Genomic DNA, 25,047 nt, shown 5'->3' on the forward strand with positions numbered 1-25,047 from the left:
GGGGAAATCATGGCACGACGTGGCGCACTGTCTCTTCTCGTGATACTCGCTGCATCTTCAGCGATGGCGAAGGACTGGTCCGAGGCCGACGTGCAAGCCGCGATTTCGATGGTCAGGGCGTCGGAAACGACGGCAGTAGCGGATTGTTTGCACATTGCCGGGATGACAGCGGAGTATCGGGCCGAACAGCTCGACCTCAATGGTGACGGCATCAACGAGCTGAAAATCTACAGCACCCCGGCAAAGGTCGGCAACGGCGCAACCGTTTGTTATGGTCAGACTGGTCAAAACGTCTATCTGATGACGTCAGACGGGCAGGGCGGCTGGCGGCAGGAATTCGGCTATGATGCGCAGGACCTGGTCGTTCAGCAGGGCCGGAGCGACGGTTGGGCTGATCTCGCGATAACGGGGCCTGGCTTCTGCTTCCCGGTGTATCGGCATTACAAGGGCGAATACGGCGTCTGGAAGGTCTGCGATGGTGCAACTCAGATATTCGCTGACGGTGCGCCCTGGATCACCAGCGGCGCAGTTCCTCGTGATGCGGGTAGCGTCGCCATTTCTGTAAAGTCCGACGCACCCACTGGCGTCCGGTTCCAAGCGCCGGAGTTTCAGCATAATGGGTCTTTTGTCACGGTGGACCACAGGATCGGCGAGATCAGATATACGCGACCGAAGAAATCGATCCGAGGTACCATCAAGTCTGGAATGCTGTTGTTTAAGGGGAAACCTTGGGATCAATACGACCAGAACGGTCGTATCTCGGGCACGGCCTACATGTTCAAGCAGGGCTGTGCGCCTGCTCCCTATGCCGTGTCTGGAGGGTTCGCCCCCGACTGGTCCCGGATCGTGCTGCACGGTGCTGCGCCGATCAGGAAGAAGGGTTCGTGCGACGTCGAAGGCTATTCGACCGAGAGTGCCAACGCCACGCTGGTGTTCGAGGCACTGGCGGACTGAACATACCGCATCGACTTGTTCACCCTGCTAGGCCTCTTGATGCACCAGATCAGCTCCGACCTGGTCTGCCGAACGCAGGGGAAGGCAGCGCCGTCATAGGGTCGTCGTCCGATTGCTGACATCGTAGAGAGTCAGGGATACAAATTGCCACTGTTGGAACGAACGGGCCTGATTTCGCCCTCAGTAAACACCATACACCGTGACGAAACGTGACGGCCATAAGCCCTCTGGGTCTCATCTTCCTTTCTCGGCTATGGAAGCATCTTCCACGGTCACCTGAGCTCGAAGCCAGACCCCTCATGAGGGGCAGCTCACAGTTTTGGTGGAGGGGGCGCGTTGTTCATATTCTTGGTTCGAACGCCCTCAATTCTTCTGTTCGCTTCGCTGTTGTCCAATTCAGCCTCTCGAACGAGATTGAGTCGATTGATGATTGCGCTATCAACGTCGGTGGCGAGCCCGGTTTCGTCACCTTCGATGTGAAGTTCAATATACAATCCGCAAACTGCAGAAAGTTGCTTTCCTTCAGTGACCGTCTGAGCATCCAGCCCAACAGGAAACGCGCTTCCGCGAATACAGCCGAGTTGGCCAGTTAGTTTTTCTGCGGGGCCGTCCAGAGAGTTGAATTTCCAGACTGCCCATATGTTTTTCCGATCGTTGCCAACGTATGAGACGTTGCCATATTTTTGGATTGCCGCCTGATAAACCGCTTCCACAGATGGGCGTTGCGAGGGCTTTATCTTCAAATCGCGTCTGATCGCGAACAATTTGTTGCCGCTGCCAAGGCCAGTGAAGGCAAACTCCATCCGCTCGTGTTCCATGTCGTCGGGATGACTGAGTTCATTGTAGAGGGTCCTGCCGTTGGCGACCCATGTGGAGCCGTCCGGTAGCTTCCACTGCGTGAACTGATATTCGCCCTGCGGTCTGAACTCTTTATATTTCGCAATTATTTGACCCGCGCTCATGCCAATCGTCATATCGGCGATACCAAAGTCTGTTGCTTGCGCTAACGAGGCCAAAGCGCAGAACGAGGCCGAAACCAAAAGTGTGTTTCTCAAATTCGCTACTCCTATGCGCGGGCGGGATGGTTACTGGTGGCCACCGAGTGCCCTCTTTGAAAGCATGCGGCTTGGCGTTTTAGATTTTGAGAATTCATCTGGGTACAAATACCCGCACGATCGAATATGGCTCACGAAGTGACCAAACCTCGAAGCTCCGTGGTTGCCAAGTGACGATCAGGGAACAAAGAGGAAAGGGCGAGGCAGAGAGCGGGGATCCTTCGCTCGGTAAACACCATACACCGTGACGAAACGTGACCGCCGTTCCGGTATCCACCTTCCGACTTATCTTGAAGACGCTCTTGCTTCGCGCATGGCCTTGGAAATCTGCCCTGTCGAAACACCGAAATGGTGTGCGAGATCGGCGCGTGTCATGCCGTCCTTCGCGGACAGATAAAGGCATTTCTGGCCGAGCTCCAGACGTGTCGCCTTTAGCTCGTCGCGATCCTTCGCGCCTTGGCTACGCCTCCGGTCGGCCTGGCGTTCCGCGCCGCGTTCACGTCGCCGATCTTCGTCGATGAGCACGCGCAGGCCCGCGCCGCGCATTTCATCGGGCTCGATTTGCAGCCATTCCACGATGGTCTGTGCTTTCATACGATACCGTGGATCGACCTCGCGCCCGCGAAACTCGATAGTCTTGCCTTCGACGGCCATGGAGGCGCGCTTCAGTACCGCGGACATCCGGGCTTTCGTTTCCGGGTCCGACCAACCTGCGGCCTGTGCTGCCAGGGTCCTGATTTCGGCCTCGGTCACCGCCACGCAGTCCGTCCACGCGAGCGCGTTGGCGGCGACAAAAAGCCAGGCGTCTCGTTGCCCTGCGGGCAATGCGCCGCGTTCCGGATCGCGATGATGGCGCAATCTTTGCAGATCTTGGAAAACAGTCGACCAATATGTAGCGCCCGAGAGTTGCTGCGAGGTCCTGCGGCGTGTTCCGTTATCCGCCGCGTCTCGCGTCGCACGGGCTGCCTGCAAGCTCCGAAGTTCGGCCTGCGTGAATGGTAGGACGTCATCCGCCAGATTACCGAACTCATGCCTGTCCGGAGCTACAGGTGAGCCTTTCCACCAGACCAGCCTGACCGTCCGGCTGTGCCACTCGGCTCTGCTGTTGGTGCTGCCAACAAGCCGGAATACGCGGGCGGCATCAAGCGCCCGTTTATCCGCTCCGAAACCCTTTAGCGCTTCCGCCAGATGGCGTTGAACGGCACTCCAGCGTGGCAGAACCCTGAACGGAAGCAGCTCGGTCAGCCAGACGCATACGAGCCCACGACCAGTCGCGAGAATGTAGGATGGCAACGGCAATGGACGCTCGCCGCCGTTTTCGAGCGTATCAATGACGGCTGCCGCAACGGCCTCCGGATCTCTGTACTGCCACCGCGCGCGCGTGTGATAATCAAGGTCCACATAGCAGGCTCCGAGCGCGCTGAGGTCGGCGACGTTGCGCCAGCGGTTGAATGTCTGCTGGCTAACATAGACATCCTCGCCGCATTTGTATTGGAGCGCTTCTTCCGCGCGTAATATCGCGTCAGCGGCGGGAACGGTCCATTCCCGCCAGTGTTTCTTACCGTCGAACACGCGCTGCGCGAACGAGACCACGCCCTTCCGCAAGCCGCCGCCAGAGTTGGTCGGGTGCAGGTTAGCAACATGCTGACGCGGACCAAACCCCTCATGTTCCGAAGGAGCAGCAATCCAAAATTGTTGACGGGATGGGTCGAGCGAGACTTCTGGGTTGGCTGGCTGATATGCCAGCCGGGCGCTCACTCAGCACGCAATGGGGGCTTTACAGGGATTCCGCCGACAGCGATCATACGCAGACACTCCAAAGAAAGCCGCGGCAGGGTTCCAGCCCTTCGACCCGCGGCTTTTTGATGGTCTGTCGAGACTACAGGGGTGTCAAGCGCCGAAAATCTTCCGTTCCAAAAGCCGCGTCTCTTTTCTCCTTGTGCCTAATTAGGAAGCGGTGAGTCTGCGATTTGTAGCCAAAACGATCTTGCGACCTTCTGGCCCTACTAATTCTCCCCCCTTGTCCTGGAAGAAGGCATTTCGCTCATCTTCGCTCGGGTTCTTTTTCAGTAGGAAAGCCAGTCGAGATTGAACGATCGCATCTACTGTCCTGATATCGGGCCTGTAGGCAAAAGAGCCCTCTTTCGGGATTACGATTTCCCAGACCTTGTTGCCGATCGGTAGAACCATAATAGCCCCGCGCTCGGGGTCACACTTAATGTGGTCCACGATCCGACGAATAAGAGATGAGAGGCGAATTCGAAGCTCCAACCGCTCATTACCTTCAAGCTTAAAGAGACTTGACGACAGACGGAGTATTTCATCTAGGCGGGCTGCGTCGCCAGGGTCGCTTTCTTGAGTTCGCAGTTCAGCGTCCGCGATCTTCAGTTCTTCCTTCTTATTTTTTATATCTCTGGCCGTTTCCATGAAGCGGGCTATTGCCTGCTCATCCTCGGTTTCGGCGAGCCTCATCAAGATTTTGTTCCTTCGATTTAGGTCTTCCAATTCTGCTCTGATGGCTTGGACCTTTAGCGACGGGTCATTGTCACCTTCGAAATAGCTTTCGAAGGCTTTCGTTTTGAACGAAGTGAGACATAAAAGGAGTGCCTCTTCCAGTTTATCCACTCGCCAGGCACGCTTGTTCTCGCATCCGGCATTTCGCCGGTTCGATGAACACACTAGATAAATGTTGCCTTTGGGAGGCCTTCCTTTGTTGACGAGATGCATGGAGCCTTGACACACAGAACACTTTGCAAGCCCTCGAAGAAGGTGTGCGCCTTTGTCCCCGCGCCGACCTGCTGACTGTCGCCGGCGTTCATTCACCGCAGTTTGGGCACGCCAAAAGGTTTCGTTGTCCACTATTTGCGGATAGTAGTCTTTTATCGGATCTCCATCAGGCTTCCTGTTACGCGCTTTGTGTGTTCCTGAATGTGGCTGATATTCGCCCAGAACCGCGCGGTTCTGCACGATCTTTGCAACGCTTGAAGTCTGCCACCCCGTCGAAGGTCGTTTCCGTCGCTCTCCGGCCCTGAACGAGGGGATACCGTCACCGTTTAGGCGAGTGACAATTTCTCTTCGACCAAAACCCTGAATGGTTTCTCGGAAAATGCGCTGCACGATCTCCATTCGATCGTCACGTACAACGAACTCATTACCAATGACTTGGAGCCATTCTGGGCACCTATGTGTTAAGGGCTTTCCGCCATTTCGGGCCGCCGTCTTCTTCTGTCGCCAGGCCTCGCCGACCCGCTCACTCTTTATGCGACTTTCATCGTGGGCTCTTGCCATGACTGCCAACGAGATAACTAGAGGTGTCCAATCTTGTCGGAGACGGGCCTCGGAATACTCCTGGCCATCGCTGAGCGTTACAACAATGACTCCAGCTTGAATAAGCGCGAAAAGTTGTCCGGCTGCGTCCAGCACGGTTTCCCGTGATAACCGATCAAGGCTTTCCACGATGAGATACGAGCCGCGTTCTATTCTGCCGTTCTCTACCATTTGCAAGAACGACCGAAGTGATCCCGTTGTGCGGTTGGCCCCTTGAAACGCGCTGACCCCCAGGTCTCGAATAGAATCATCCAAGAGAATGCCCCGCTCATTCGCCCAAGCTTCGGCTTTTGCCGTTTGGCGACGTAGGGAATCCCCTTGTGCTTGTTCTGGTGTGGAGAAGCGAATGTATGAGTAGGCCTTGATCATCATAAAAATCCGGTATCACAAAAGCGTCCATTAATGTAGCATAATTTGCTCATGATCGGCCCTCCAGGCTCCGGCAAGTCGATGCTGGCGCAGCGCCTGCCGTCGATCCTGCCGCCGCTGTCAGCAGCCGAACTTCTCGAAGTGTCGATGATCCATTCGGTCGCCGGGCAGTTGTCGGGCGGCAAGCTCTCTGATCGCCGCCCCTTCCGGTCGCCACATCATTCGGCCACCATGGCCTCATTGATCGGCGGAGGTTTGCGGGCAAAGCCAGGCGAGGTGTCGATGGCCCATCACGGCGTGCTTTTTCTCGACGAACTGCCGGAGTTTTCGGCCCAGGCGCTCGATGCGCTGCGCCAGCCGCTGGAGACGGGCGAATGCGTGATTGCGCGCGCCAACCACCGTGTTTCCTATCCCGCCAATATCCAGCTGATCGCAGCGATGAACCCCTGCCGCTGCGGCATGGCGGGCGAACCGGGCCACACCTGCGCGCGGGGTCCCCGATGCGCTGCCGACTATCAGGCCCGCATTTCCGGACCGTTGATGGACCGGATTGACATTCGCATCGATGTGCCAGCCGTCAGCGCTGCCGATCTCCTGATCCCGGCGGCCTCCGAGCGGAGCGCCGATGTTGCCCGCCGCGTGGCTGCCGCGCGCGAGATCCAGCGCGCGCGCTTTCTCGAATTCGGCGCGGCCCGGGTCCGCACCAATGCGCAATGCTCGACGGCGATGATCGAGAAGATTGCCGAGCCGGATCGCGGCGGGATGACGCTTCTGCAGGACGCGGCGGAGAAGCTGAAATTCTCAGCCCGCGGCTATCACCGGATTCTGAAGGTTGCCCGCACCATTGCCGATCTCGACGGGCAGCGGGCGATCGGACGTATCCACATTGCCGAAGCCATTTCCTACCGGATCGCCGGGGAGCGGCTGATCGCGGCGGCGTGAGAGGCGGCAGCATCTGCAGTCGACTGCGGAAGCCCGTATGGAACGCTGCGAGACCCCTCTGGTCTTCCCGGCTCAGGTGGGGCTGCGCAGCATCACATGCAGCGCGTTGCCGATCTCTTCCTCGACCGCGCGGCTGACAGCCTTGCGGTTGCTGGATGTGGAAAACGGGATCGGCTCGCAGAAGGTCACTTCCGCCTCCAGCGAGCCCATCGTGAGAACGCGCGAAAGGTGTGGCATCAGTTCCGTATCGCCGGGCCAGGCGGCGATCGCGCGGTGAAAGCGGCCCAGCGGCAGGCCGTGGGCACGCGTGTAGGCCACCGCGACCGGCTGGATCAGCACGACGCCCTCGGGTGCCGCAGGCAGTGCGGCGGAGGCTGCGCCGAAAAGCGATGTCTTGACGGGGAGAAGCCGGTTGCCGTCCGAGGTCGTGCCTTCGGGAAAGAGAACCACGATTTCGCCGTCCGCCAGCCTCGCACCGATCTCGTTCACCTGGTCGCCGGTCTTCCGGCGCTCCTCGCGTTCAATGAAGATCGTCGCCTGCAGGCGCGCCAACGTATTGAAAACGGGCCAGCTCCGCACTTCGGATTTGGCGATGAAGACGACGTCGGCGACGGCGCTCAGCACGAGGATGTCGAGCCAGGATGCGTGATTGGCCGCGATCATCAGCGGGCGTCCGGATGCCGCCGCCCCGTTGACATGGATCCGGAGACCCAACATCCGACAGGCAATGCGATGCCAGATGCCGGGCAGTCTGCGGCGCAGTCGCCAGTCGAAGCGGAGGCCCAGGATCTGGAGGGGTGCAAGGAGAAGCGTCATGATCACGACGACGGTCAGAAGCGCCGCAATCCGAAGCCTCACGATCACGGCTTGGCGCTCCTCGCCGGGCGTGAGACATTGAGATCCAGCCTCATCACATGCGCCGCGGTCTTCTTTCCGTCCGGACCGGCATAGTAGGCAGGGCGTTCGGCAACCTTCTGGAAGCCGAGCTTCGCATAGAGAGCGCGGGCCGCTGCATTCGTCTCGTCAACCTCAAGGAAGACCGTGGTCGCATCGCGCGCGACGACATCTGCCAGAGCTGCCCGCATGAGCCGCCAGCCGAGGCCCTGCCGCGCCATGCGTGCGTTGACGCCGATCGAGAGGATTTCCGCTTCGCCTGCTGCCGTGCGGGCAAGCACAAACCCGCCGACACCATCGGCTGGGGCTAGGCCGGATTGAAGCGCGACAAAGCCGGAAACGGTGTTCTGGCCGAGAAGATCGTGAAATTCGCCGTCGCTCCAGCCGCGCGAGAAGCGTTCGCCATGAATGACGGATGCGGCGCGGCAATGCGCCATTTCCATCGGCAGAACGTCGAATTCCAGTTTCTTTGAGAAGAACTTCTCCAGCATGCCCTTATGCTCTGCGCTCAATCGCAAAACCCATCTGGGGCTTTGCATCAGGTCCGCGCAAATATAGCGGCGCGGGCTTGCCCGGACCCTTCGGCCGGCGCGCTGCAATCCGCGCAACGGTTTCAATGTCGAAATGGTCAGCCTCCGCTAACCCATCGGCCAGCGCTGCCTGTCCCGAACCGACGAGTTTTGCCGCCCTGGATGCGACAACGCTCCGCGCCTCCTCCAGAAGCAAGGCCTGCGGCTCCGCCGTCGCCTGACCGGTCTCGTCGAAGGGCTGGAGATAGACTTCGCCGCGCTTCGCGTCGATGGCCGCGATGATCGCGCCGGTTTCACCGGCTCTCCGCGCGGTCTCGGCGAGTACTTCAAGGGTTGTCACCCCGATGGCGGGAATGCCGAGCGCCAGCGCAAGGCCGCGGGCTGCGGCGACGCCAACGCGAATGCCCGTGAAGGAGCCCGGCCCGATGGTGACGCCGATGCGGCTGAGATCGGCGGGCTTCAGCGCCGCCTGCCGCATGACGTCATCGATCATCGCCGCCAGCCGTTCGGCGTGGCCCTTGCCGAGCGTTTCCTGTGCGTGTGCCAACACTGTGTCCGCGGCGTCGTCATAGACAGCCACGGAACAATCCACGCCGGCAGTATCGATGGCGAGAACGATCATGCTGGAGGCTTAGACCGCCTCGACTTCCTGTACTTCCGGGATGAAATGGCGCAGCAGGTTCTGCACGCCATGCTTCAGCGTCGCCGTCGAGGACGGGCAGCCGGCACAGGAGCCCTTCATGTTGAGGAAGACCTTGCCATCGCGGAAACCGCGGAAGGTGATGTCGCCGCCGTCCTGGGCAACGGCCGGCCGGACGCGGGTTTCGAGCAGTTCCTTGATCGTCTTGACGATGATCTCGTCGCCCTCGTTGTAGAATTCGCCGGACGGATCGGTCGCTTCAGCCGTGCTGGCACCGCCCATGACAGGCGCGCCGGACATGAAATGCTCCATGATCGAGCCGAGGATGGCGGGCTTCAGATGCGCCCATTCCTGGTCTTCCTTCGTGACGGTGACGAAATCGTAGCCGAAGAAGACGCCGGTGACGCCGGGGATGCCGAACAGGCGCGATGCGAGCGGCGAGGCTGCGGCCTCGTCGGCGCTGCGGAAATCCGCCGTTCCCTCCTGCAGAACCACCTTGCCGGGCAGGAACTTCAGCGTTGCGGGGTTCGGGGTTGCTTCGGTCTGGATAAACATGCCGGTCTCCGTGGCCGCCGTCGCGGCGCGATCTTTGTGTTTCGCAATCCCGGGCGACAGGCGCCCGTGGCGCGGAATTGCTTTTTAGAATGCTTCCAAAATAGGCCGATCACGAAGGGTGATCAAGCCCGCGAAGCGGTCAAAAACCCTTATAGCGAAAAAAACTTTTCTCAGAAACTCAAGAAAGCGCTTCGATCTCTTCGTCGCCGAGCGCATCGGGAATAACCGTCACCGGGATAGGGAAGGCGGCGGAGCGTCCGGCCACGGAGGACACGAGCGGACCGGGGCCTTCCTTGGTGGAGCCGGATGCGAGAACGAGGATGGCGATGTCGCGGTCTTCCTCGATCAGCGCGTGGATCTGCTCGACCGGCTGCCCCTCGCGGATCACGAGTTCCGGTTCAATTCCCACCTTCTCGCGGATGAATTGCGCGGTCTTGGCGAGTGCGGAATTGGCCTCTTCCATCGCCTCTTCGCGCATGATGTCGCCGACGCCCAGCCATTGCTGGAAATCCTGCGGAGGCACGATAAAGATGAGAACAACGCCCCCGCCCGTGTTGCGGGCGCGGTAGCCTGCATAAAGTACGGCCCGGCTGCATTCGGGCGTCTGGTCCACCACGGCCATGAATTTGCGGCGGTGACCTTCGAGGCGGGATAGGCGTCTTGAAACCATGGCCGGACAATGCCATTTGCGCGCCCGCCCCGCAAGCCATCAATGCTGCGGGGCGGGGCTGTTAACCGGATCGTTGGCGTCTCAGAGGAAACCGACGATGTCGCGAACTTCTGCCATCGTGACGGCAGCGCGGGCGCCGGCACGCTCGCCGCCGTCCTTCAGGATCGCGTCGATATGGTCGGTGGCTGCCATCAGGCGGCGCATTTCGGCGTTGATCGGGGCAAGAACCGCGACGGCCAGATCGGCAAGCGCCGGCTTGAAGGTCGAGAATTGCTGGCCGCCGAACTCCGTCAGCACGTCCGCCTTCGACCTGTCCGAAAGGGCCGCATAGATGCCAACGAGATTGTCGGCTTCCGGGCGTCCGGCAAGACCGCCCGTTTCGCTCGGCAAGCCGTCCGGATCGGTCTTGGCCTTCTTGATCTTCTTCGCGATCGTTTCCGAATCGTCCATCAGGTTGATGCGCGACAGATCGGACGGGTCGGACTTCGACATTTTCTTGGTGCCGTCGCGCAGGCTCATGACACGCGGCGCCGGACCGTCGATCAGCGGCTCCACCATCGGAAAATAGGCATGAACCGGCTCGTCGCCGACCTTGATGTCGATGCCCTTGCCGGTCTTGCGGATCTGCGCGGTGAAGTCGAGGTTGAACTTCTGGGCGATATCGCGGGTGAGTTCCAGATGCTGCTTCTGGTCGTCGCCGACCGGCACATGGGTGGCGCGATAAAGCAGAATGTCGGCAGCCATCAGGCTCGGATAGGCGAGCAGGCCCAGCGACGCCTTTTCCGCGTCCTTGCCGGCCTTGTCCTTGAACTGCGTCATGCGGTTCATCCAGCCCATGCGCGCCACGCAGTTGAAGATCCAGGCCAGTTCAGCATGTGCTGCGACCTTGGACTGGTTGAAGACGATATGCTTCGTCGGGTCGATGCCCGAGGCGATGAAGGCGGCGGCGATCGAGCGCGTCTGCTCCTTCAGGTCGTCGTGGACAAGCTGCGCGGTCAGCGCATGCATGTCGACGACGCAATAGATGCAGTCGTGCTTTTCCTGCAGCGCCACGAACTTGCGGATCGCGCCGAGATAGTTGCCGAGATGCAGATTGCCGGTGGGCTGGACGCCGGAAAAGACGAGCGGCTGGAACTGGTTCATGTTTGTCCTCTCATGCGGGCGGTTGGAAGGCCCGCGTCTGGCCGTGTTTGGGCAAGAGCCCGTTCAATGTCGCGAAATAACGCGCAAGGCGCGTCCGATCAAGCCGGGTCGTCCGGAATTGGAGGTGCCGCCTTGCCGCGGCGCTTCATGTTGCGCCGGATCATGCCGAGATCGGCCCCGCCAATGGCGAAGACGATGATCAGATAAAGCAGGAATGAGGCAAAGACGATCGGCAAAAGCACGGCGGCCTGGGTCAGCGCATGGCTTCCCGAGCGCAGGTAGTCGGCAAAATAGGCAGCCATGTAATGCGCCGCGACGGCCATGATAACCGAGGCAATCGCCATGCGGATGGCGCGGGTCACCAGGCTGCGCTCGATATTGAGATGGCCGCGACGCTGAAGCGTGGTGAACAGCATGATGGTCGAAAGCCAGCCGGCGGTCGTTTCGGCAATGGCGATCCCCCGCTCGGCGAAGAAGGGGAAGAGCGAAATGGCAAGCACGCTGTTCACCACGACAGAGATCATGGTGAAGCGCATGGGTGTCTTGGTGTCCTCGCGCGCGAAGAAACCGGGGGTCAGCGCCTTGTTGAGCACGAAGCCCGGCAGGCCGAAGCCGAACAGCGTCAGCACGGCGGCAACCGTGGCCGTCGCTTCCGAGTGGAACGCGCCGCGCTCGTAGACGAGCCGGATGATTTCGTCGGAAAGCGCGAAGATGCCGGCCGCCGCCGGCAGCGTCAGGAAGAGCACGAATTCGATCGAGCGGTTTTGCAGGCTTTCAGCCTCGACCATGTGCTTGCTTTTCAGCGCACGGGCCAGTTCCGGCAGGAGAACGACGCCGACGGCAACACCGACGACGCCGAGCGGCAACTGATAGATCCGGTCCGCATATTGCAGCGAGGCGATCGCGCCTTCCTTCATCGAGGCGACGGCCTGACCGATGATCAGGTTGATCTGCGTCACGCCGCCGATAACCGCAGCGGGTAGAGCCAGCGCCAGCAGGCGCTTGACCTTCGGCGTCAGATGCGGGCGGCGAAAGGCGATCGACATGCCGGCATGGCGCACGCCCACATAGAGGACCAGCATCTGCAGGATGCCGGCGACCAGAACCGCGTAGGAAAGATAGTATGCAATGGTAACGCCATCGGCCTTGATCCAGATGCCGTAGGCAAGGGCTGCGATCATCGCCACATTGAAGAAGATCGGCGCGATTGCCGCGGCGAGATAGTGGTGCAGCGAATTCAGCATGCCCGACAGCATCGCGGTCAGCGACATGCAGGCAAGATAGGGGAACATGATCACCGCAAGCCGCACGGTGATATCGTATTTGTCGCCCTCGAAGCCCGGCGCGATGATCGTGCGCATGAGAAGCGGCATGGCGAGTTCCATGACGACGGTCAGCGCGAGAAGCACGGTGAAGAGAACGCCGAAGACCTCTTCGGAGAAGCGCTTGGCGCCGTCGATGCCGCCCGCCTCGATCTCCTTGGCGAAGAGCGGCACGAAGGCGGCATTGAACGCGCCTTCCGCAAAGAGCCTGCGGAAAAGGTTCGGCAGCTTGAAGGCGGCGTAGAAGGCTTCCGCCATCGGTCCCGTGCCGAGTGCGGCGGCCATCATCGTCTCACGGGCAAAGCCCATCAGGCGGCTGCCGAGCGTTCCACCGCCCACCGTCACGAATTTCTTGAAAAGGCTCATGCTCCAGGTCTCGTCTTCTTGACACCGCGGATCGGCGCCGGCGCGATGATGCCCGAGGGCATGCCGCTGCGGGCCTCATCCTCCTGCTCGGCCAGAACCGCCTTCACGCGGGCCGTGATATTGGCCTGCCTGTTCTCGTTGGTGACCTTCTGCCCCACGAGGTCGGTCACGTAGAACGTATCGATGACCTTTTCGCCGAAGGTGGTGATGTGGGCTGAGGCGATGTCGAGCGAGAGATCGGAGAGAACCGAGGTGATCTCGTAAAGCAGGCCGGGCCTGTCGAGGCATTCCAGTTCCAGCACGGTGAACTTGTTGGAGAGCGCGTTGGAAACCGTCACGGCAGGCGCGATCGTGAAAGTCGTATTCCGCTTCTTGCCCTTGTGGCGGATCGCGATGACTTCGGGAACACGCTTCTGGCCGGCCAGAACGTCCTCGATCAGCTTGCCGATCGAGGTGGCGCGGCGGATCTCGTCCTCGTCGTTCTTGAACTCGCGGTTGATCATGATCGTATCAAGCGCGCGGCCGTCGGCGGTTGTGAAGATGTTGGCGTCGGCGATGTTGGCGCCCGCCGCCGCACAAGAGCCGGTGATGATGGCGAGCAGGCGCGGATGGTCGGGCGCCAGAACCGTGATCTCGGTGATCGAGTGGAAGGAGCGGGTGCGCACCATGGTCGCAAGCGCCTTGCCGGCCTTGTCGGCATCGCGGATGAAGCCGGCATGGCGGATCTGGTCTTCCAGCGAGACGCTGAGCAGATAGGGCTCGTAATGGAGCTTGGAATAGGTCTTGCGATCCTTCTGGCTCCAGCCGTCCAGCGCTTCCGCCAGCCTGATACGGGCGGCGGCGGCGCGTTCCTTGCGGGACACTTCCGAAAAGCCTCCGGTCAGTTGCAGCTCGGTCTCGTAATAGAGAGTGCGCAACAGCTGGCCCTTCCAGCCGTTCCACACGCCGGGACCGACGGCGCGGATATCGGCAACCGTCAGGATCAGCAGCAGACGCAGGCGCTCGAGCGACTGCGCGCGCTCGGCAAAGTCCTGGATGGTCTTGCGGTCGTTCAGGTCGCGCGTCTGCGCCACCATCGACATGGTCAGATGTTCCTCGATCAGCCAGGCGACAAGTTCGGTCTGCTTCACCGTCATGCCGAGACGCGGGCAGAGCTTGCGGGCGACCTTGGCCCCGGCGGTTGAATGGTCTTCGGGGCGTCCCTTGGCGACGTCGTGGAGGAGGGCGGCCACATAGATGACCTGACGATCCTCGATCGACGGAAACAGCGACACGGCGAGCGGATTGATATCCTTGTCGCGCCCGGCCTCGATCGAGGCGACGATTTCGACCGTGCGCAGCAGATGCTCGTCCACCGTATAGTGGTGATACATGTTGAACTGCATCATCGAGACGATCTTGCCGAACTCGGGCAGGAAGCGCCCAAGCACGCCCGCCTCGTTCATGCGCCGGAGCGTCATGGCCGGGTTCTTGTGCGAGGTCAGGATCGACAGGAAGATCGCATTGGCGGCCTCGTTGTCGCGCAGACCATTGTCGATCAGCGACAGCGAGCGGGTAATCCGGCTCAGCGCGTCCGGGTGATATTCCAGCTCCTTCATTTCCGCCACATGGAAGAAGCGGATGAGGTTGACCGGATCTTCCTTGAAGACATCGGGGCTTGAAAGCGCGATGCGGCCGCGATCCTCGACGAATTGCGGCGAGCCGGCGATCTTGCGCGGCCGGTTGGCAAAGCGGCTGATGACGTTGGTGAGGCCCGGCGCGTCCTTGGCCTGCTGCTCTTCCAGCGTGGCGCAGAGAATGCGCGTCAGATCACCGACATTCTTCGCCATCCAGAAATAATGCTTCATGAAGCGCTCGACAGCCGTCAGGCCGGGGCGGTCATGATAGTCCAGCCGGCGGGCGATATCCGACTGGATATCGAAGGACAGGCGCTCCTCGCTTTTTCCGGTCAGGAAATGCATGTGGCAGCGCACGGCCCAGAGAAAGTCGTCGCATTTTTCGAACAGGCGGAATTCCGAGCGCGACAGCACCCCGAGCTTCACCAGATCCTCTGTATCGCGCACGCGATAGTAATATTTGGAAATCCAGAACAGCGTGTGCAGGTCGCGCAACCCGCCCTTGCCTTCCTTCACATTCGGCTCGACCAGATAGCGCGTGTCGCCGCTCTTGCGGTGGCGCTCATCGCGCTCGGCAAGCTTGGCGGCAATGAACTGCGGCCCGGAATTGCGCACCACTTCGTTGTCGAAGCGGGTTTCCAGTTCCGTGAGCAGCGCCCGCTGACCGCAGATATAGCGCGCCTCAAGGATCGCCGTGCGGATGGTCATGTCGGTCTTCGAAAGTCGAACGCACTCGTCCACTGTCCGCGTCGCGTGGCCAACCTTCAGGCCCATGTCCCACAGGATATAGAGGATGAATTCGATCGCCGGCTCGACCCAGGCCGGCTTCTTGGCAGGCAGCAGGAAGAGCAGATCGATATCCGAGCCCGGCGCCAGCGTGCCGCGGCCATAACCGCCGACGGCGGCAACGCCGAGCCGCGAGGCTTCCGGCGTGTTGGCGGCGTTGAAGACGTGGTTCAGCGCGAAATCGTGCAGGATGGTTATGATCTGGTCCTGCAATTTCGAAATCCGGGTGGCGCAGGCAAGCCCGCCGCCATCGGCCATCAGCAGTTCCTCGGCCCGTGCGCGGCCCTGCGCATTGGCCTCCTTGATCGCAGCGAGCAAGGCGGTGCGCGTGGCAGCGGCATTTTCGGCCTGGCGGCTTGCGATGAAATCGCATTGCGACTTCAGAGCCTTCCAGTCGAGAAGGTCGGCATGTTCCGGATTGCGGACATCCATTGCGGCGTTGATTCCCTGTTTCGCGCGAAGCAACTGACGATGCAGCGGCTCTATAAGCACTTTCATCCGATAATGACAGGTATATAAGGCTCAAGCCTTGCGAAGTTCTTTCTTCAGCGCATCAATCCCGGTCCGCAACGATCATACCCGCGCTTGCGGATCCTCCTCATGTTGAACGGCAGGCGCTTGGCTGTCCGGTCCGTGGGTTGCGCGCCATTGGCCGGGGCTCATTCCTGTGACGCGGCGAAACTCGCGATTGAAGTTCGATTTGGTGCCGAAGCCCGACGAGAGCATGATCGAGGTCACGTTTTCACTCGTGGTTTCCAGCAGTCGGCAGGCTTCGGCGATGCGCCGGTTGTTGACGAATTGCGATACATTGAGCCCACGCGCGCGGTTGACGACGCTCGAAACGTCCCGTGCCGGCAGGCCGGCCTTGCGGGCAAGCTTCGATAGCGAGAGGTTCTCGTCCTTGAAAAGCCCGCCCTCGTCGAGTGCGGAGGCGATGCGGGCGAGCAGTGCTTCGTCTGCAGCGTCAACGGGGGTCTGCGATGGTGGGGCCGGAGCAGGCCGCATATCGCCGCCAATCGAATAGATCAGCAGCGCGACGATCACCGCAAGGTTCATCAGGCCAACGGCTGCCGGCACCTTCTCGGTTCCGAAATAGGCCGCATAGACGGCAAGCGAGGCGTCGGTCACGGCGAAGAAAAGCAGCAGGCCGGCGATGAGCCGCGCCGCCCGCAGGGCCGGTCCGGCCCGCTGAAAGGGCGCCACCGCCATCGCGTCACCGGGAACGAGCGTCAACCTGAACAGCGCGATGCCGTAGAAGGAGAACAGCGCCAGCAGAAGCGGATCGACCCAGTCCACGTTCAGCCGGAGCGCGAGCAGCATCGCCGCAGGCCCCAGGAGATGCAGCCAGGGCCTTTTCGGAGCCGGCTCGGCCAGCGCGCGAAAGGCGAGGAAGGCAAGTGGCGGCATGATCGAGGCCGTCAGCGGCTGTATCGGCTCGAGGATGTGCACGCCATACCCGAAGCGCAGGCCGACAATGATGCCCTGAAACGCATAAAGCACGAGGAACGCTATGAAATACGCCCTAGAGCCGGGTGCCTCGACGCCCCTCAGGCTGCGATGGAGCGTCAGCACCACGGCAAGGCCGACAAGAAAGGGCAGGGGAACAGTCAGCACGCAAGAGAACCCGAGAGATAAGGACGACCTGATTCACGATCATGGCGACCTCTATCATGTTCGAGGTCGCATCGGCGAGGCGCCTTGACCCTAATCGGCGCATCAACCGCGTCAATAGAGAGTCTGCCCATGACACCACGCCCGCTCACGCTCCTCATCGCAGCGACTACCCTTCTCGCCTCGTTCCCCGCCGCAGCCTTTGAGGCCGGCACGGAATGGATCACGATCACGCCGCCCCATCGCGGCGCCAAGGAGGGGGTTCTGCTGACCTATCCTGCGCAGGCGGATGGCGACGCCTATACGCTCGGGGCAGACGAATTGTGGACCGGGGTTCCGGCGCGGCGCAACGCGAACCCGGTGGCGGAGAAGTTTCCACTCGTCGTCCTCAGCCACGGCTCGGGCGGCAATGCCGCATCGCTCGGCTGGCTGTCCACCGAACTTGCCAGAAACGGCTTCATTGTTGCCGCCCCGAACCACATCCATTCGACGTCGGGCGATTCTCTCCCGGTCGAAAGCATCAAGATCTGGGAGCGCTCGCAGGACATTTCCGCCCTGCTTGACAGCCTCCTCGCAGACCCCCGGTGGTCGAAGCTGATCGACAAGGACCGGATCGGCGCGATCGGCTTTTCGCTCGGTGGCACGAGCGTGATGCTGGCCGCCGGTGCGCGGGCATCGCTCTCAACCTTCGCCGACTATTGCAAGAATGCGGATGGGAAGGACGGCGGCTGCAACTGGTTCCTGCGTGGCGGCGCCGATCTGTCAAAGCTGGACCGCAATGCCTTCGATGGCAGCTACCGGGATCCGCGCCTGTCGGCACTCGTTGCCGTCGATCCGGGCTTTGCCATGGCCTACCAGCCGGATAGCCTGAAAGCGATGACGTTGCCGACGCTCTTCGTCAACATGGGTGAGGGCGAGTCCATTATGCCCGGCGTCCGCGCCGAGCCGCTTGCCCGGCAAGTGCCCGGCGCTGCCTATGCGGCCATTCCGGGCGCCATTCACTTCACATTCCTCGGCGTATGCAATCCGAGCGGTGCGGACGTCCTCAAGCGCTATGGCGAGGAGGATCCGGTCTGCGACGATGGCGGCGACACGCCGCGTGTCGAACTGCACAAGCAGATCTTCTTCAAGATCGCCGTCTTCCTGCGCAAGAACCTGCAGGAAAAATGAGGCAACAAGGCGCTGATCGGGAGGTGAGGCTGCTACCTCGATCAGTCCGAGGCTCGCAGCTTCTTCAGCGCATAGAGCGCATCCAGCGCCTCGCGCGGGGTCATTTCGTCGGGGTCGAGGGCTGAAAGCGCTTCCTCGACCTTCGACGGGCCGGCGTGACGGCTTTCCTCGACCTGTTTCGCCGCCACCTTGAAGAGCGGCAGGTCGTCGATCAGCTGGCTTGCCGGCGATTTGCGCGCCGTATCTTCCAGCCGCGCCAGAACATCCTTGGCGCGGGCCACGACGGCGGCCGGCAGGCCGGCGAGGCGCGCGACCTGAATGCCATAGGAACGGTCGGCCGCGCCCGGCCCCGCCTCATGCAGGAAAATGACCTCGCCCTTCCATTCGCGCACCTTCATCGTCGCGTTCGACAGACGGCCGAGCTTTTCGGAGAGAACCGTCAGCTCGTGGAAATGCGTGGCAAAGAGGCCCCGGCAGCGGTTGACCTCATGCAGATGCTCGACGGCGGCCCAGGCAATCGAGAGACCGTCGAAGGTCGCCGTGCCACGGCCGATTTCGTCGAGGATCACCAGCGAGCGTTCGGTTGCCTGATTGAGGATCGCCGCCGTCTCGACCATTTCGACCATGAAGGTCGAGCGACCACGCGCCAGATCGTCAGACGCGCCGACGCGCGAGAAGAGGCGGTCGACGACGCCGATCCTTGCAGACCCGGCGGGCACGAAGGAGCCCATCTGCGCCATGATGGCGATGAGCGCTGCCTGACGCAGGAAGGTCGATTTGCCGCCCATGTTGGGACCTGTGAGCAGCCAGATCGCGCCATCCTTGGCGCCCTTGGGTGGCGAGAGATCGCAATCATTGGCCACAAACGGCTCTGCCGATTGCCGGCGCAACGCCTGCTCGACTACCGGGTGGCGGCCGGCGACGATGGCAAAGGCATTGCTGTCATCCACGATCGGGCGGCAATAGCCCTGTTCGCCGGCAAGGGTGGCAAGGCCTGCCGAAACGTCGATGATGGAAAGCGCGCGGGCGGCAGCCTTGATCGCCTCGGCATGCGAGACGACGAGCGCGCTGAGCTTGTCGAAGGCGTCCAGTTCCAGCGTGAGCGCCCGATCGGCGGCGTTTGCGATCTTGCTTTCGAGTTCGGCAAGCTCCGTCGTGGTGAAACGCATGGCATTCGCCATGGTCTGGCGATGGATGAAGCGGGCGCGGCCCTCGTTCGTATCCGTCATCGCGCCGGCATTGCCGGCCGTAACTTCAATGAAATAGCCAAGCACATTGTTGTACTTGATCTTCAGCGACTTGATGCCGGTTTCCTCGATATAATCGAGCTGCAGCCCGGCAATCACCTGCCGCGACTGGTCGCGCAGCGCCCGGACCTCATCGAGTTCGGCAATCGCGCCGGCGCGAACAAAGCCGCCATCGCGCTTGAGAAGCGGCAGTTCGTCACCCAGAACGGCTTCGAGTTCGGCTGAAAGATCGACAGGAAGTTCCTGAAGGGCGTTCTGCGCGTCGAGAAGTTCCGGCGGCAGGATTTCGCGTTCCAGCCGGGCGGCGATCATGCGGGATGCCTGCAAACCTTGCCGCAATGCGCCGAGATCGCGCGGGCCGCCGCGTCCGAGCGCCAGACGCGAGAGTGCGCGGGTCATGTCGGGCGCGTGTTTCAGATCATCGCGAAGGTCGTCGGAAAGCGTGGTGGCATCCATCAGCCAGGCGACGCTGTCGAGCCGCATGTTGATCGTCTCGGGATCGGTCAGCGGCGACATCAGCCGTTCAGCCAGAAGGCGCGCGCCGCCGCCGGTGACGGTGCGGTCTATGGCTTTCAGGAGCGAGCCGTCGCGGCTGCCGGAGAGCGTGCGGGCAAGCTCGAGATTGGCGCGCGTGGCCGGATCGATGAAGAGTGTCGAGGCGCTGCTTTCGCGCTCCGGCCTGCCCAGCGGCGGGCGGGCGTCAATCTGCGTCTTCTCGACATAGGCGACGGCTGCTGCCGCGGCGGCAATCTCGGCGCGGGTGAACGTGCCAAAACCGTCGAGCGTGCCGACATCGAAATAGCGGGCGAGACGATTTTCAGCCGTGGCGCTATCAAACAGAACCTGCGGCTGCGGCACGGCGGTCCGGCCGAGGACATCCATGACCGGGCGAAGGTCCGGATCGTGGAAGAGCTGATCGGCGAGGATCAATTCCTTCGGGTCGATCCGCAGGATATCGGCGAGCATCCGCTCGCGCACCGTTTCGGCAAGACGGAAGACGCCCGTCGAAATGTCGATCCAGGCGATTGCATAAGCCGGCTCCGACCCGCCCTTGATGCGGGCAAGCGCCATCAGATAATTGGACTCCGAGGGCGAGAGCAGCTTTTCCTCGGTGATCGTGCCGGGCGTCACAAGGCGGATGACATCGCGGCGCACCACGGATTTCGAGCCGCGCTTCTTCGCCTCCGCCGGATCTTCGATCTGTTCGCAGACGGCAACGCGGAAGCCGAGAGAGATCAGCTTCTGCAGGTAATCGTCGGCCGCATGGACCGGCACGCCGCACATCGGAATGTCGAGGCCCATATGCTGGCCGCGCTTGGTCAGCGTGATGCCGAGCGCGCGCGAGGCGTCCACTGCGTCCTCGAAGAACAGTTCGTAGAAGTCGCCCATCCGGTAGAAGAGCAGCGAGCCAGGGTTGTTGGCCTTGATCTCGATATATTGCTCCATCATCGGCGTGGCCGATTGACGGCTCTCCTCCGATGCCAGTAATTCTGCGGTGAGCACGGTTTGACGATGATCGGAAATGGTGGCCACCATGGTTGGAGGGTTGGTCTCTGCGCTTCGAAGCCGGGTCGGGAACTATAAATGATAATGAAGAGGGGGCCACAAGGCCGCCCGCGTAAAAAGGTGAGGATACATGGTCGGCAAGGATAAGGGCACGCGCAATCTCGCGTCCGTCACGGAGCAGGAAGCGCTTGATTTTCATGCGCGCGGACGGCCGGGCAAGCTCGAAATTTCCCCCACAAAGCCGATGGCGACGCAGCGCGACCTGGCGCTGGCCTATTCGCCGGGCGTCGCCGTGCCCGTCAAGGCGATCGCCGACGATCCGTCGCGGGCCTATGACTATACGACGCGCGGCAACATGGTTGCGGTCATTTCCAACGGCACGGCCATTCTGGGCCTCGGCAATCTGGGCGCGCTGGCCTCCAAGCCGGTGATGGAAGGCAAATCCGTCCTCTTCAAGCGCTTCGCCGATGTCGATTCCATCGATCTTGAAGTGGATACCGAAGACCCGGACGAATTCATCAATTGCGTGCGCTTCCTCGGCCCCTCCTTCGGCGGCATCAATCTGGAAGACATCAAGGCGCCCGAATGCTTCATCATCGAGCAGCGCCTGCGCGAAATCATGGACATCCCGGTTTTCCATGACGACCAGCATGGCACCGCGATCATCGCGGCAGCCGGCCTCCTCAATGCGCTGGCGCTGACGGGCCGCGATTTCAAGACGACCAAGCTCGTCTGCAACGGCGCGGGCGCGGCGGCAATCGCCTGTATCGAGCTCATCAAGTCGATGGGCTTTGCGCCGGAAAATGTCACACTCTGCGACACCAAGGGCGTGATCTATCAGGGCCGCACCGAGGGCATGAACCAGTGGAAGTCGGCCCATGCCGTGAAGACCGACCGCCGGTCGCTCAAGGAAGCCATGGTCGGCGCCGATGTCTTCTTCGGCCTTTCCAGCAAGGGCGCGCTGACGGATGAGATGGTGCTGTCGATGGCGGCAAACCCGATCATCTTCGCCATGGCAAACCCGGACCCGGAAATCGCCCCGGAAGATGTGGCGCGACTGCGCAGCGACGCGATCGTCGCGACCGGCCGCTCGGACTATCCGAACCAGGTCAACAATGTGCTGGGCTTCCCTTACATTTTCCGCGGCGCACTGGATGTCCGCGCCTCTACGATCAATGACGACATGAAGATCGCCGCCGCCAATGCGCTGGCCGACCTCGCCCGCGCCGACGTGCCGGACGATGTGGCGGCAGCCTATCAGGGCAATCGCCCCCGCTTCGGACCGCAGTACATCATTCCGGTGCCGTTCGACCCGCGCCTTATTGCGGCGATCCCGGTGGCTGTTGCCAGGGCTGCGATGGAATCGGGCGTGGCGCGCAAGCCGATCCTCGATCTCGAGGCCTATGCCCGCGAACTCAACGCCCGGCGCGACCCGATCGCCTCGACCCTGCAGCGGCTCTATCAATATGTCCGCCGCAACCCGAAGCGTGTCGTCTTTGCCGAGGGCGAGGAAGAGCAGGTCATGCGCGCTGCCCTTTCCTATGTGAACCAGCAGCTTGGCACGGCCATCCTGCTCGGCCGCGAGGACCAGATGCGCGAGACGGCGGAAAAGGCAGGCGTCGATCTGAACCGTCCGGGCATCGAGATCGTCAACGCTCGGCTTTCGACCCGCAACGAGGCCTATACGGACTATCTCTATTCGCGCCTGCAGCGGCAGGGCTATCTCTATCGCGACGTCCAGCGCCTCATCAACAATGACCGAAACCATTTTGCAGCCTGCATGGTGGCACTTGGCGATGCCGATGGCATGGTGTCGGGCACGACGCGAAACTATTCGACGGTGCTGGAAGACGTGAAGCGCTGCATCGATGTCAGGAGCGGGCATCGCATGATCGGCGTTTCGATCGTGCTGGCGCGCGGCCGCACGGTGCTGGTAGCCGATACGGCCGTCCACGACATGCCGAATTCGGAACAGTTGGCCGATATCGCGGAAGAAGCCGCAGGGCTTGCCCGCCGCCTCGGCTATGAGCCGCGCGTCGCGATGCTCGCCTATTCCACCTTCGGCCATCCGTCCGGCGAGCGTTCAGACCGCGTCATCGAGGCGGTGAAAATCCTCGACCGCCGCCGCGTCGATTTCGAATATGACGGCGAGATGGCTGCCGATGTGGCGCTCAATCCGAAGGTGATGGAGCAATATCCGTTCTGCCGGCTTTCCGGCACCGCCAATGTGCTGGTCATGCCGGCTTTCCACTCGGCCTCCATCTCGACGAAGATGCTGCAGGAGCTGGGCGGCTCGACGGTCATCGGCCCGATCCTTGTCGGGCTCGAAAAGTCGGTCCAGATCGTTTCCATCGGGGCCAAGGACAGCGACATCGTCAACATGGCGGCGATCGCCGCCTATAATGCCAGCACCTGATTTCACGGTACGGGCCGGCAATGTCGGCCCGTTTGCCCCACTCCGGAACCTTTTCTCCACGGCCTGCGTTAGGTCGATGACGAAGCCATGATCAAGGCTTCCGGCAGAAGGCCGATGTCCGAAGGACATTCGTGTTCGCCTTTTGCCAAACGCGAGAGGAGAATTTCATGACCATTACCACGATCCTGCTGATCATCCTGGTGCTGCTGCTGCTGGGTGCCATTCCGAGCTGGCCGCATTCGCGCTCCTGGGGCTATGGCCCGTCGGGCGGTATCGGCCTCATCCTGGTCATCCTCATCGTTTTGATGCTGATGGGGCGAATCTGACGCCAGTCTTCTGATTTAGAACAGGCTGCCCTGCTCCGGCTTTTTCGTCGGGGCAGGCTTTTCGCCTTTCTTGCGCGGGGAGGCGGCGTGGCCGCTCTCCCCCGTAAAGGCCGAAATCCGGCCATCGGCGAACTCGATTGCGATCGGCTGGTCCTCGGAAACCTGAGCGGCGGAAGATAGGATCGCATCCTTCTCGTCGCGGATCACGGCATAGCCACGCTTCAGAACATTTTTGTAGGATAGCGACAACAGCATGCGCTCATGCGCGGCAAGCGCGGAGCGCTCACGCGAGACGCGTGTGGCAAGTGCTGTATCCGCGCGCAGCGCCAGACCTTTCAACCGATCACCGGATCTTCCGATTTCATGCGCAAGCCGCCCCGGCAGGCCTGCGAGCGCTGCGTCAGCCCGCGTGATCCGCGAGCGGCTGCGATCAACAAGGCGCTCCACTGAGCGCTCGGCGCGCGCCATGCGCTGATCGAGCATCTGGCGGCGTTCCGCGATACGGCTTGCCAGCACATCCGGGCGAAGCTTGCTCGCGGCAGCATCGAACGCGCGGCGCTTGTTCAGCGTGTTGAGTTCCAGCCCCCGGCCAAGGCTTGAGGCGGCGCGGTCCAGCCGCTGCTGCGGCAGCGCCAGCAATTGGTCCAGCGAAGGCAGGGCGCGGACAAGGGCGCGGACGGATTGGCGGTTTGCCTCCATCTGCCGCGTCACGGCGGCCTTCAGACGCGCCGAGAGTGTCGCCACCTGCGCTTCCAGATCGGCCTTCACCGGCACGGCCATTTCGGCAGCACCCGTTGGCGTCGGCGCGCGCACATCGGCGGCATAATCGATCAGCGTCCAGTCGGTCTCGTGGCCGACGGCGGAAATCAGCGGGATTTCGCTCTCGGCAGCCGCGCGCACCACGGCCTCGTCGTTGAAGCTCCAGAGGTCTTCCAGCGATCCACCGCCGCGCGCGACGATCAGGAGATCCGGTCTTGCGATCGGCCCGTCCTCTTCCAGAGCGTTGAAGCCGCGAATGGCGTTGGCCACCTCGTCGCCCGAGCCTTCGCCCTGCACCTTGACCGGCCAGACGATGACATGGACGGGGAAGCGGTCGGAAATGCGATGCAGGATATCGCGGATGACCGCCCCGGTCGGCGAGGTCACGACGCCGATCACCTTCGGCATATAGGGCAGAAGCTGCTTGCGGCCCTCGTCGAACAGGCCTTCGGCGGCAAGCTTGCGCTTGCGCTCCTCGATTAGCGCCATCAGCGCACCGGCACCGGCGGGTTCGAGGTTTTCAATGACGATCTGGTATTTGGACGAACCGGGGAAGGTCGTGACCTTGCCGGTGGCAATCACTTCCATGCCCTCTTCGGGCCGAAAGCGCAGCTTGGAGAAACTGCCCTTCCAGATCACCGCATCGATGCGGGAGCGATCATCCTTCAGGCTGAAATAGGCATGGCCTGAGGAATGCGGGCCGCGATAGCCGGAAATCTCGCCGCGCAGGCGCACATGGTCGAAGGCGTTTTCGACCGTGCGCTTGATCGATCCGGAGAGTTCCGAAACCGAATATTCGTAGAGATTTGTCGCCGAATCGGGATCGAAGAGATTGGTCATGAC

18 protein-coding genes and 1 pseudogene are annotated in these 25,047 nt (G+C 61.6%); 5 read left to right on the forward strand and 14 right to left on the reverse strand.

Annotated features, from left to right (window positions below; all coding sequences use genetic code 11):
• Window positions 1–9 precede the first annotated feature (9 nt).
• Window positions 10–954 carry a hypothetical protein gene (locus LQK84_RS20600; RefSeq protein WP_230830607.1) on the forward strand — a complete coding sequence of 315 codons (945 nt, stop codon included), beginning with the start codon at window positions 10–12 and terminating at the stop codon, window positions 952–954.
• Between the two features lie 311 nt (window positions 955–1,265).
• On the opposite strand, the gene LQK84_RS20605 is transcribed toward LQK84_RS20600, so the two are convergent.
• The 3 genes from LQK84_RS20605 to LQK84_RS20615 form a co-directional block, all read right to left on the reverse strand.
• Complete coding sequence (locus LQK84_RS20605) at window positions 1,266–2,009, reverse strand: hypothetical protein (RefSeq protein WP_230830608.1); 744 nt, start codon at window positions 2,007–2,009, stop codon at window positions 1,266–1,268.
• 285 nt (window positions 2,010–2,294) lie between these two features.
• Window positions 2,295–3,767 carry a hypothetical protein gene (locus tag LQK84_RS20610; protein ID WP_230830609.1) on the reverse strand — a complete coding sequence of 491 codons (1,473 nt, stop codon included), beginning with the start codon at window positions 3,765–3,767 and terminating at the stop codon, window positions 2,295–2,297.
• Window positions 3,768–3,956: 189 nt separating this feature from the next.
• Window positions 3,957–5,705 (reverse strand): recombinase family protein, encoded by a 1,749-nt coding sequence (locus LQK84_RS20615; RefSeq protein ID WP_230830610.1) that lies wholly within the window; start codon window positions 5,703–5,705, stop codon window positions 3,957–3,959.
• Between the two features lie 39 nt (window positions 5,706–5,744).
• Here LQK84_RS20615 and LQK84_RS20620 point away from each other — a divergent pair.
• Window positions 5,745–6,647, forward strand: a pseudogene (locus LQK84_RS20620) (YifB family Mg chelatase-like AAA ATPase); the annotation flags it as partial.
• A 72-nt stretch (window positions 6,648–6,719) separates the two neighbouring features.
• Here LQK84_RS20620 and LQK84_RS20625 read toward each other — a convergent pair.
• The 9 genes from LQK84_RS20625 to LQK84_RS20665 all read right to left on the reverse strand — a co-directional run bounded on the left by LQK84_RS20625 (window position 6,720) and on the right by LQK84_RS20665 (window position 16,783).
• Complete coding sequence (locus LQK84_RS20625) at window positions 6,720–7,511, reverse strand: lysophospholipid acyltransferase family protein (protein WP_230830611.1); 792 nt, start codon at window positions 7,509–7,511, stop codon at window positions 6,720–6,722.
• Window positions 7,508–8,032 (reverse strand): GNAT family N-acetyltransferase, encoded by a 525-nt coding sequence (locus LQK84_RS20630; protein WP_230830673.1) that lies wholly within the window; start codon window positions 8,030–8,032, stop codon window positions 7,508–7,510. The genes LQK84_RS20625 and LQK84_RS20630 overlap by 4 nt, the downstream gene beginning before the upstream one ends.
• Window positions 8,033–8,036: 4 nt before the next feature.
• On the reverse strand, window positions 8,037–8,693 hold the full coding sequence (gene tsaB, locus LQK84_RS20635; RefSeq protein WP_230830612.1) for a tRNA (adenosine(37)-N6)-threonylcarbamoyltransferase complex dimerization subunit type 1 TsaB: 657 nt from the start codon (window positions 8,691–8,693) through the stop codon (window positions 8,037–8,039).
• 9 nt (window positions 8,694–8,702) lie between these two features.
• Entirely contained in the window at window positions 8,703–9,266 is a 564-nt protein-coding gene (locus LQK84_RS20640) for a NifU family protein (protein ID WP_230830613.1), read from the reverse strand.
• Between the two features lie 178 nt (window positions 9,267–9,444).
• The gene (locus LQK84_RS20645; protein WP_230830614.1) at window positions 9,445–9,936 is read right to left on the reverse strand and encodes a universal stress protein; all 492 of its coding nucleotides are present in this window, start codon (window positions 9,934–9,936) and stop codon (window positions 9,445–9,447) included.
• Window positions 9,937–10,017: 81 nt separating this feature from the next.
• Window positions 10,018–11,079, reverse strand: coding sequence for a tryptophan--tRNA ligase (trpS, locus tag LQK84_RS20650; protein ID WP_230830615.1), 1,062 nt, complete (start codon window positions 11,077–11,079; stop codon window positions 10,018–10,020).
• Window positions 11,080–11,177: 98 nt separating this feature from the next.
• On the reverse strand, window positions 11,178–12,767 hold the full coding sequence (gene murJ, locus LQK84_RS20655; RefSeq protein WP_230830616.1) for a murein biosynthesis integral membrane protein MurJ: 1,590 nt from the start codon (window positions 12,765–12,767) through the stop codon (window positions 11,178–11,180).
• Complete coding sequence (locus tag LQK84_RS20660) at window positions 12,764–15,601, reverse strand: [protein-PII] uridylyltransferase (RefSeq protein WP_230830617.1); 2,838 nt, start codon at window positions 15,599–15,601, stop codon at window positions 12,764–12,766. Before LQK84_RS20660 ends, murJ begins: the two co-directional genes overlap by 4 nt.
• Before the next feature lie 141 nt (window positions 15,602–15,742).
• Window positions 15,743–16,783, reverse strand: coding sequence for a helix-turn-helix domain-containing protein (locus LQK84_RS20665; RefSeq protein WP_230830618.1), 1,041 nt, complete (start codon window positions 16,781–16,783; stop codon window positions 15,743–15,745).
• A gap of 129 nt (window positions 16,784–16,912) precedes the next feature.
• Here LQK84_RS20665 and LQK84_RS20670 point away from each other — a divergent pair, with 129 nt between their 5' ends.
• The gene (locus LQK84_RS20670) at window positions 16,913–17,950 is read left to right on the forward strand and encodes an alpha/beta hydrolase family protein (RefSeq protein ID WP_230830619.1); all 1,038 of its coding nucleotides are present in this window, start codon (window positions 16,913–16,915) and stop codon (window positions 17,948–17,950) included.
• 41 nt (window positions 17,951–17,991) lie between these two features.
• Here LQK84_RS20670 and mutS read toward each other — a convergent pair whose 3' ends face one another.
• The gene (mutS, locus tag LQK84_RS20675) at window positions 17,992–20,733 is read right to left on the reverse strand and encodes a DNA mismatch repair protein MutS (RefSeq protein ID WP_230830620.1); all 2,742 of its coding nucleotides are present in this window, start codon (window positions 20,731–20,733) and stop codon (window positions 17,992–17,994) included.
• 100 nt (window positions 20,734–20,833) lie between these two features.
• Here mutS and LQK84_RS20680 point away from each other — a divergent pair, with 100 nt between their 5' ends.
• Window positions 20,834–23,119, forward strand: coding sequence for an NADP-dependent malic enzyme (locus tag LQK84_RS20680; protein ID WP_230830621.1), 2,286 nt, complete (start codon window positions 20,834–20,836; stop codon window positions 23,117–23,119).
• A gap of 167 nt (window positions 23,120–23,286) precedes the next feature.
• Window positions 23,287–23,445: a DUF3309 domain-containing protein gene (locus LQK84_RS20685; RefSeq protein WP_230830622.1), complete on the forward strand. Its 159-nt coding sequence runs from the start codon at window positions 23,287–23,289 to the stop codon at window positions 23,443–23,445.
• A gap of 15 nt (window positions 23,446–23,460) precedes the next feature.
• Here the strand turns inward: LQK84_RS20685 and xseA are convergent, their stop codons facing one another.
• Window positions 23,461–25,044: an exodeoxyribonuclease VII large subunit gene (xseA, locus tag LQK84_RS20690; RefSeq protein WP_230830623.1), complete on the reverse strand. Its 1,584-nt coding sequence runs from the start codon at window positions 25,042–25,044 to the stop codon at window positions 23,461–23,463.
• Window positions 25,045–25,047: the final 3 nt, after the last annotated feature.

The sequence above is a fragment of the Rhizobium sp. C4 genome (assembly GCF_021026315.1).
In the GTDB taxonomy this organism is placed as follows: Bacteria; Pseudomonadota; Alphaproteobacteria; order Rhizobiales; family Rhizobiaceae; genus Ensifer_A.

What these genes read in the sequence shown, in the direction of transcription:
- LQK84_RS20600 (WP_230830607.1), top strand. Translation starts at nt 10, where the DNA reads ATGGCACGACGTGGCGCACTGTCTCTTCTCGTGATACTCGCTGCATCT.
- LQK84_RS20615 (WP_230830610.1), bottom strand. Translation starts at nt 5,705, where the DNA reads ATGATCAAGGCCTACTCATACATTCGCTTCTCCACACCAGAACAAGCA.
- LQK84_RS20630 (WP_230830673.1), bottom strand. Translation starts at nt 8,032, where the DNA reads ATGCTGGAGAAGTTCTTCTCAAAGAAACTGGAATTCGACGTTCTGCCG.
- tsaB (WP_230830612.1), bottom strand. Translation starts at nt 8,693, where the DNA reads ATGATCGTTCTCGCCATCGATACTGCCGGCGTGGATTGTTCCGTGGCT.
- LQK84_RS20640 (WP_230830613.1), bottom strand. Translation starts at nt 9,266, where the DNA reads ATGTTTATCCAGACCGAAGCAACCCCGAACCCCGCAACGCTGAAGTTC.
- LQK84_RS20645 (WP_230830614.1), bottom strand. Translation starts at nt 9,936, where the DNA reads ATGGTTTCAAGACGCCTATCCCGCCTCGAAGGTCACCGCCGCAAATTC.
- trpS (WP_230830615.1), bottom strand. Translation starts at nt 11,079, where the DNA reads ATGAACCAGTTCCAGCCGCTCGTCTTTTCCGGCGTCCAGCCCACCGGC.
- murJ (WP_230830616.1), bottom strand. Translation starts at nt 12,767, where the DNA reads ATGAGCCTTTTCAAGAAATTCGTGACGGTGGGCGGTGGAACGCTCGGC.
- LQK84_RS20660 (WP_230830617.1), bottom strand. Translation starts at nt 15,601, where the DNA reads ATGGATGTCCGCAATCCGGAACATGCCGACCTTCTCGACTGGAAGGCT.
- LQK84_RS20670 (WP_230830619.1), top strand. Translation starts at nt 16,913, where the DNA reads ATGACACCACGCCCGCTCACGCTCCTCATCGCAGCGACTACCCTTCTC.
- mutS (WP_230830620.1), bottom strand. Translation starts at nt 20,733, where the DNA reads ATGGTGGCCACCATTTCCGATCATCGTCAAACCGTGCTCACCGCAGAA.
- LQK84_RS20680 (WP_230830621.1), top strand. Translation starts at nt 20,834, where the DNA reads ATGGTCGGCAAGGATAAGGGCACGCGCAATCTCGCGTCCGTCACGGAG.
- LQK84_RS20685 (WP_230830622.1), top strand. Translation starts at nt 23,287, where the DNA reads ATGACCATTACCACGATCCTGCTGATCATCCTGGTGCTGCTGCTGCTG.
- xseA (WP_230830623.1), bottom strand. Translation starts at nt 25,044, where the DNA reads ATGACCAATCTCTTCGATCCCGATTCGGCGACAAATCTCTACGAATAT.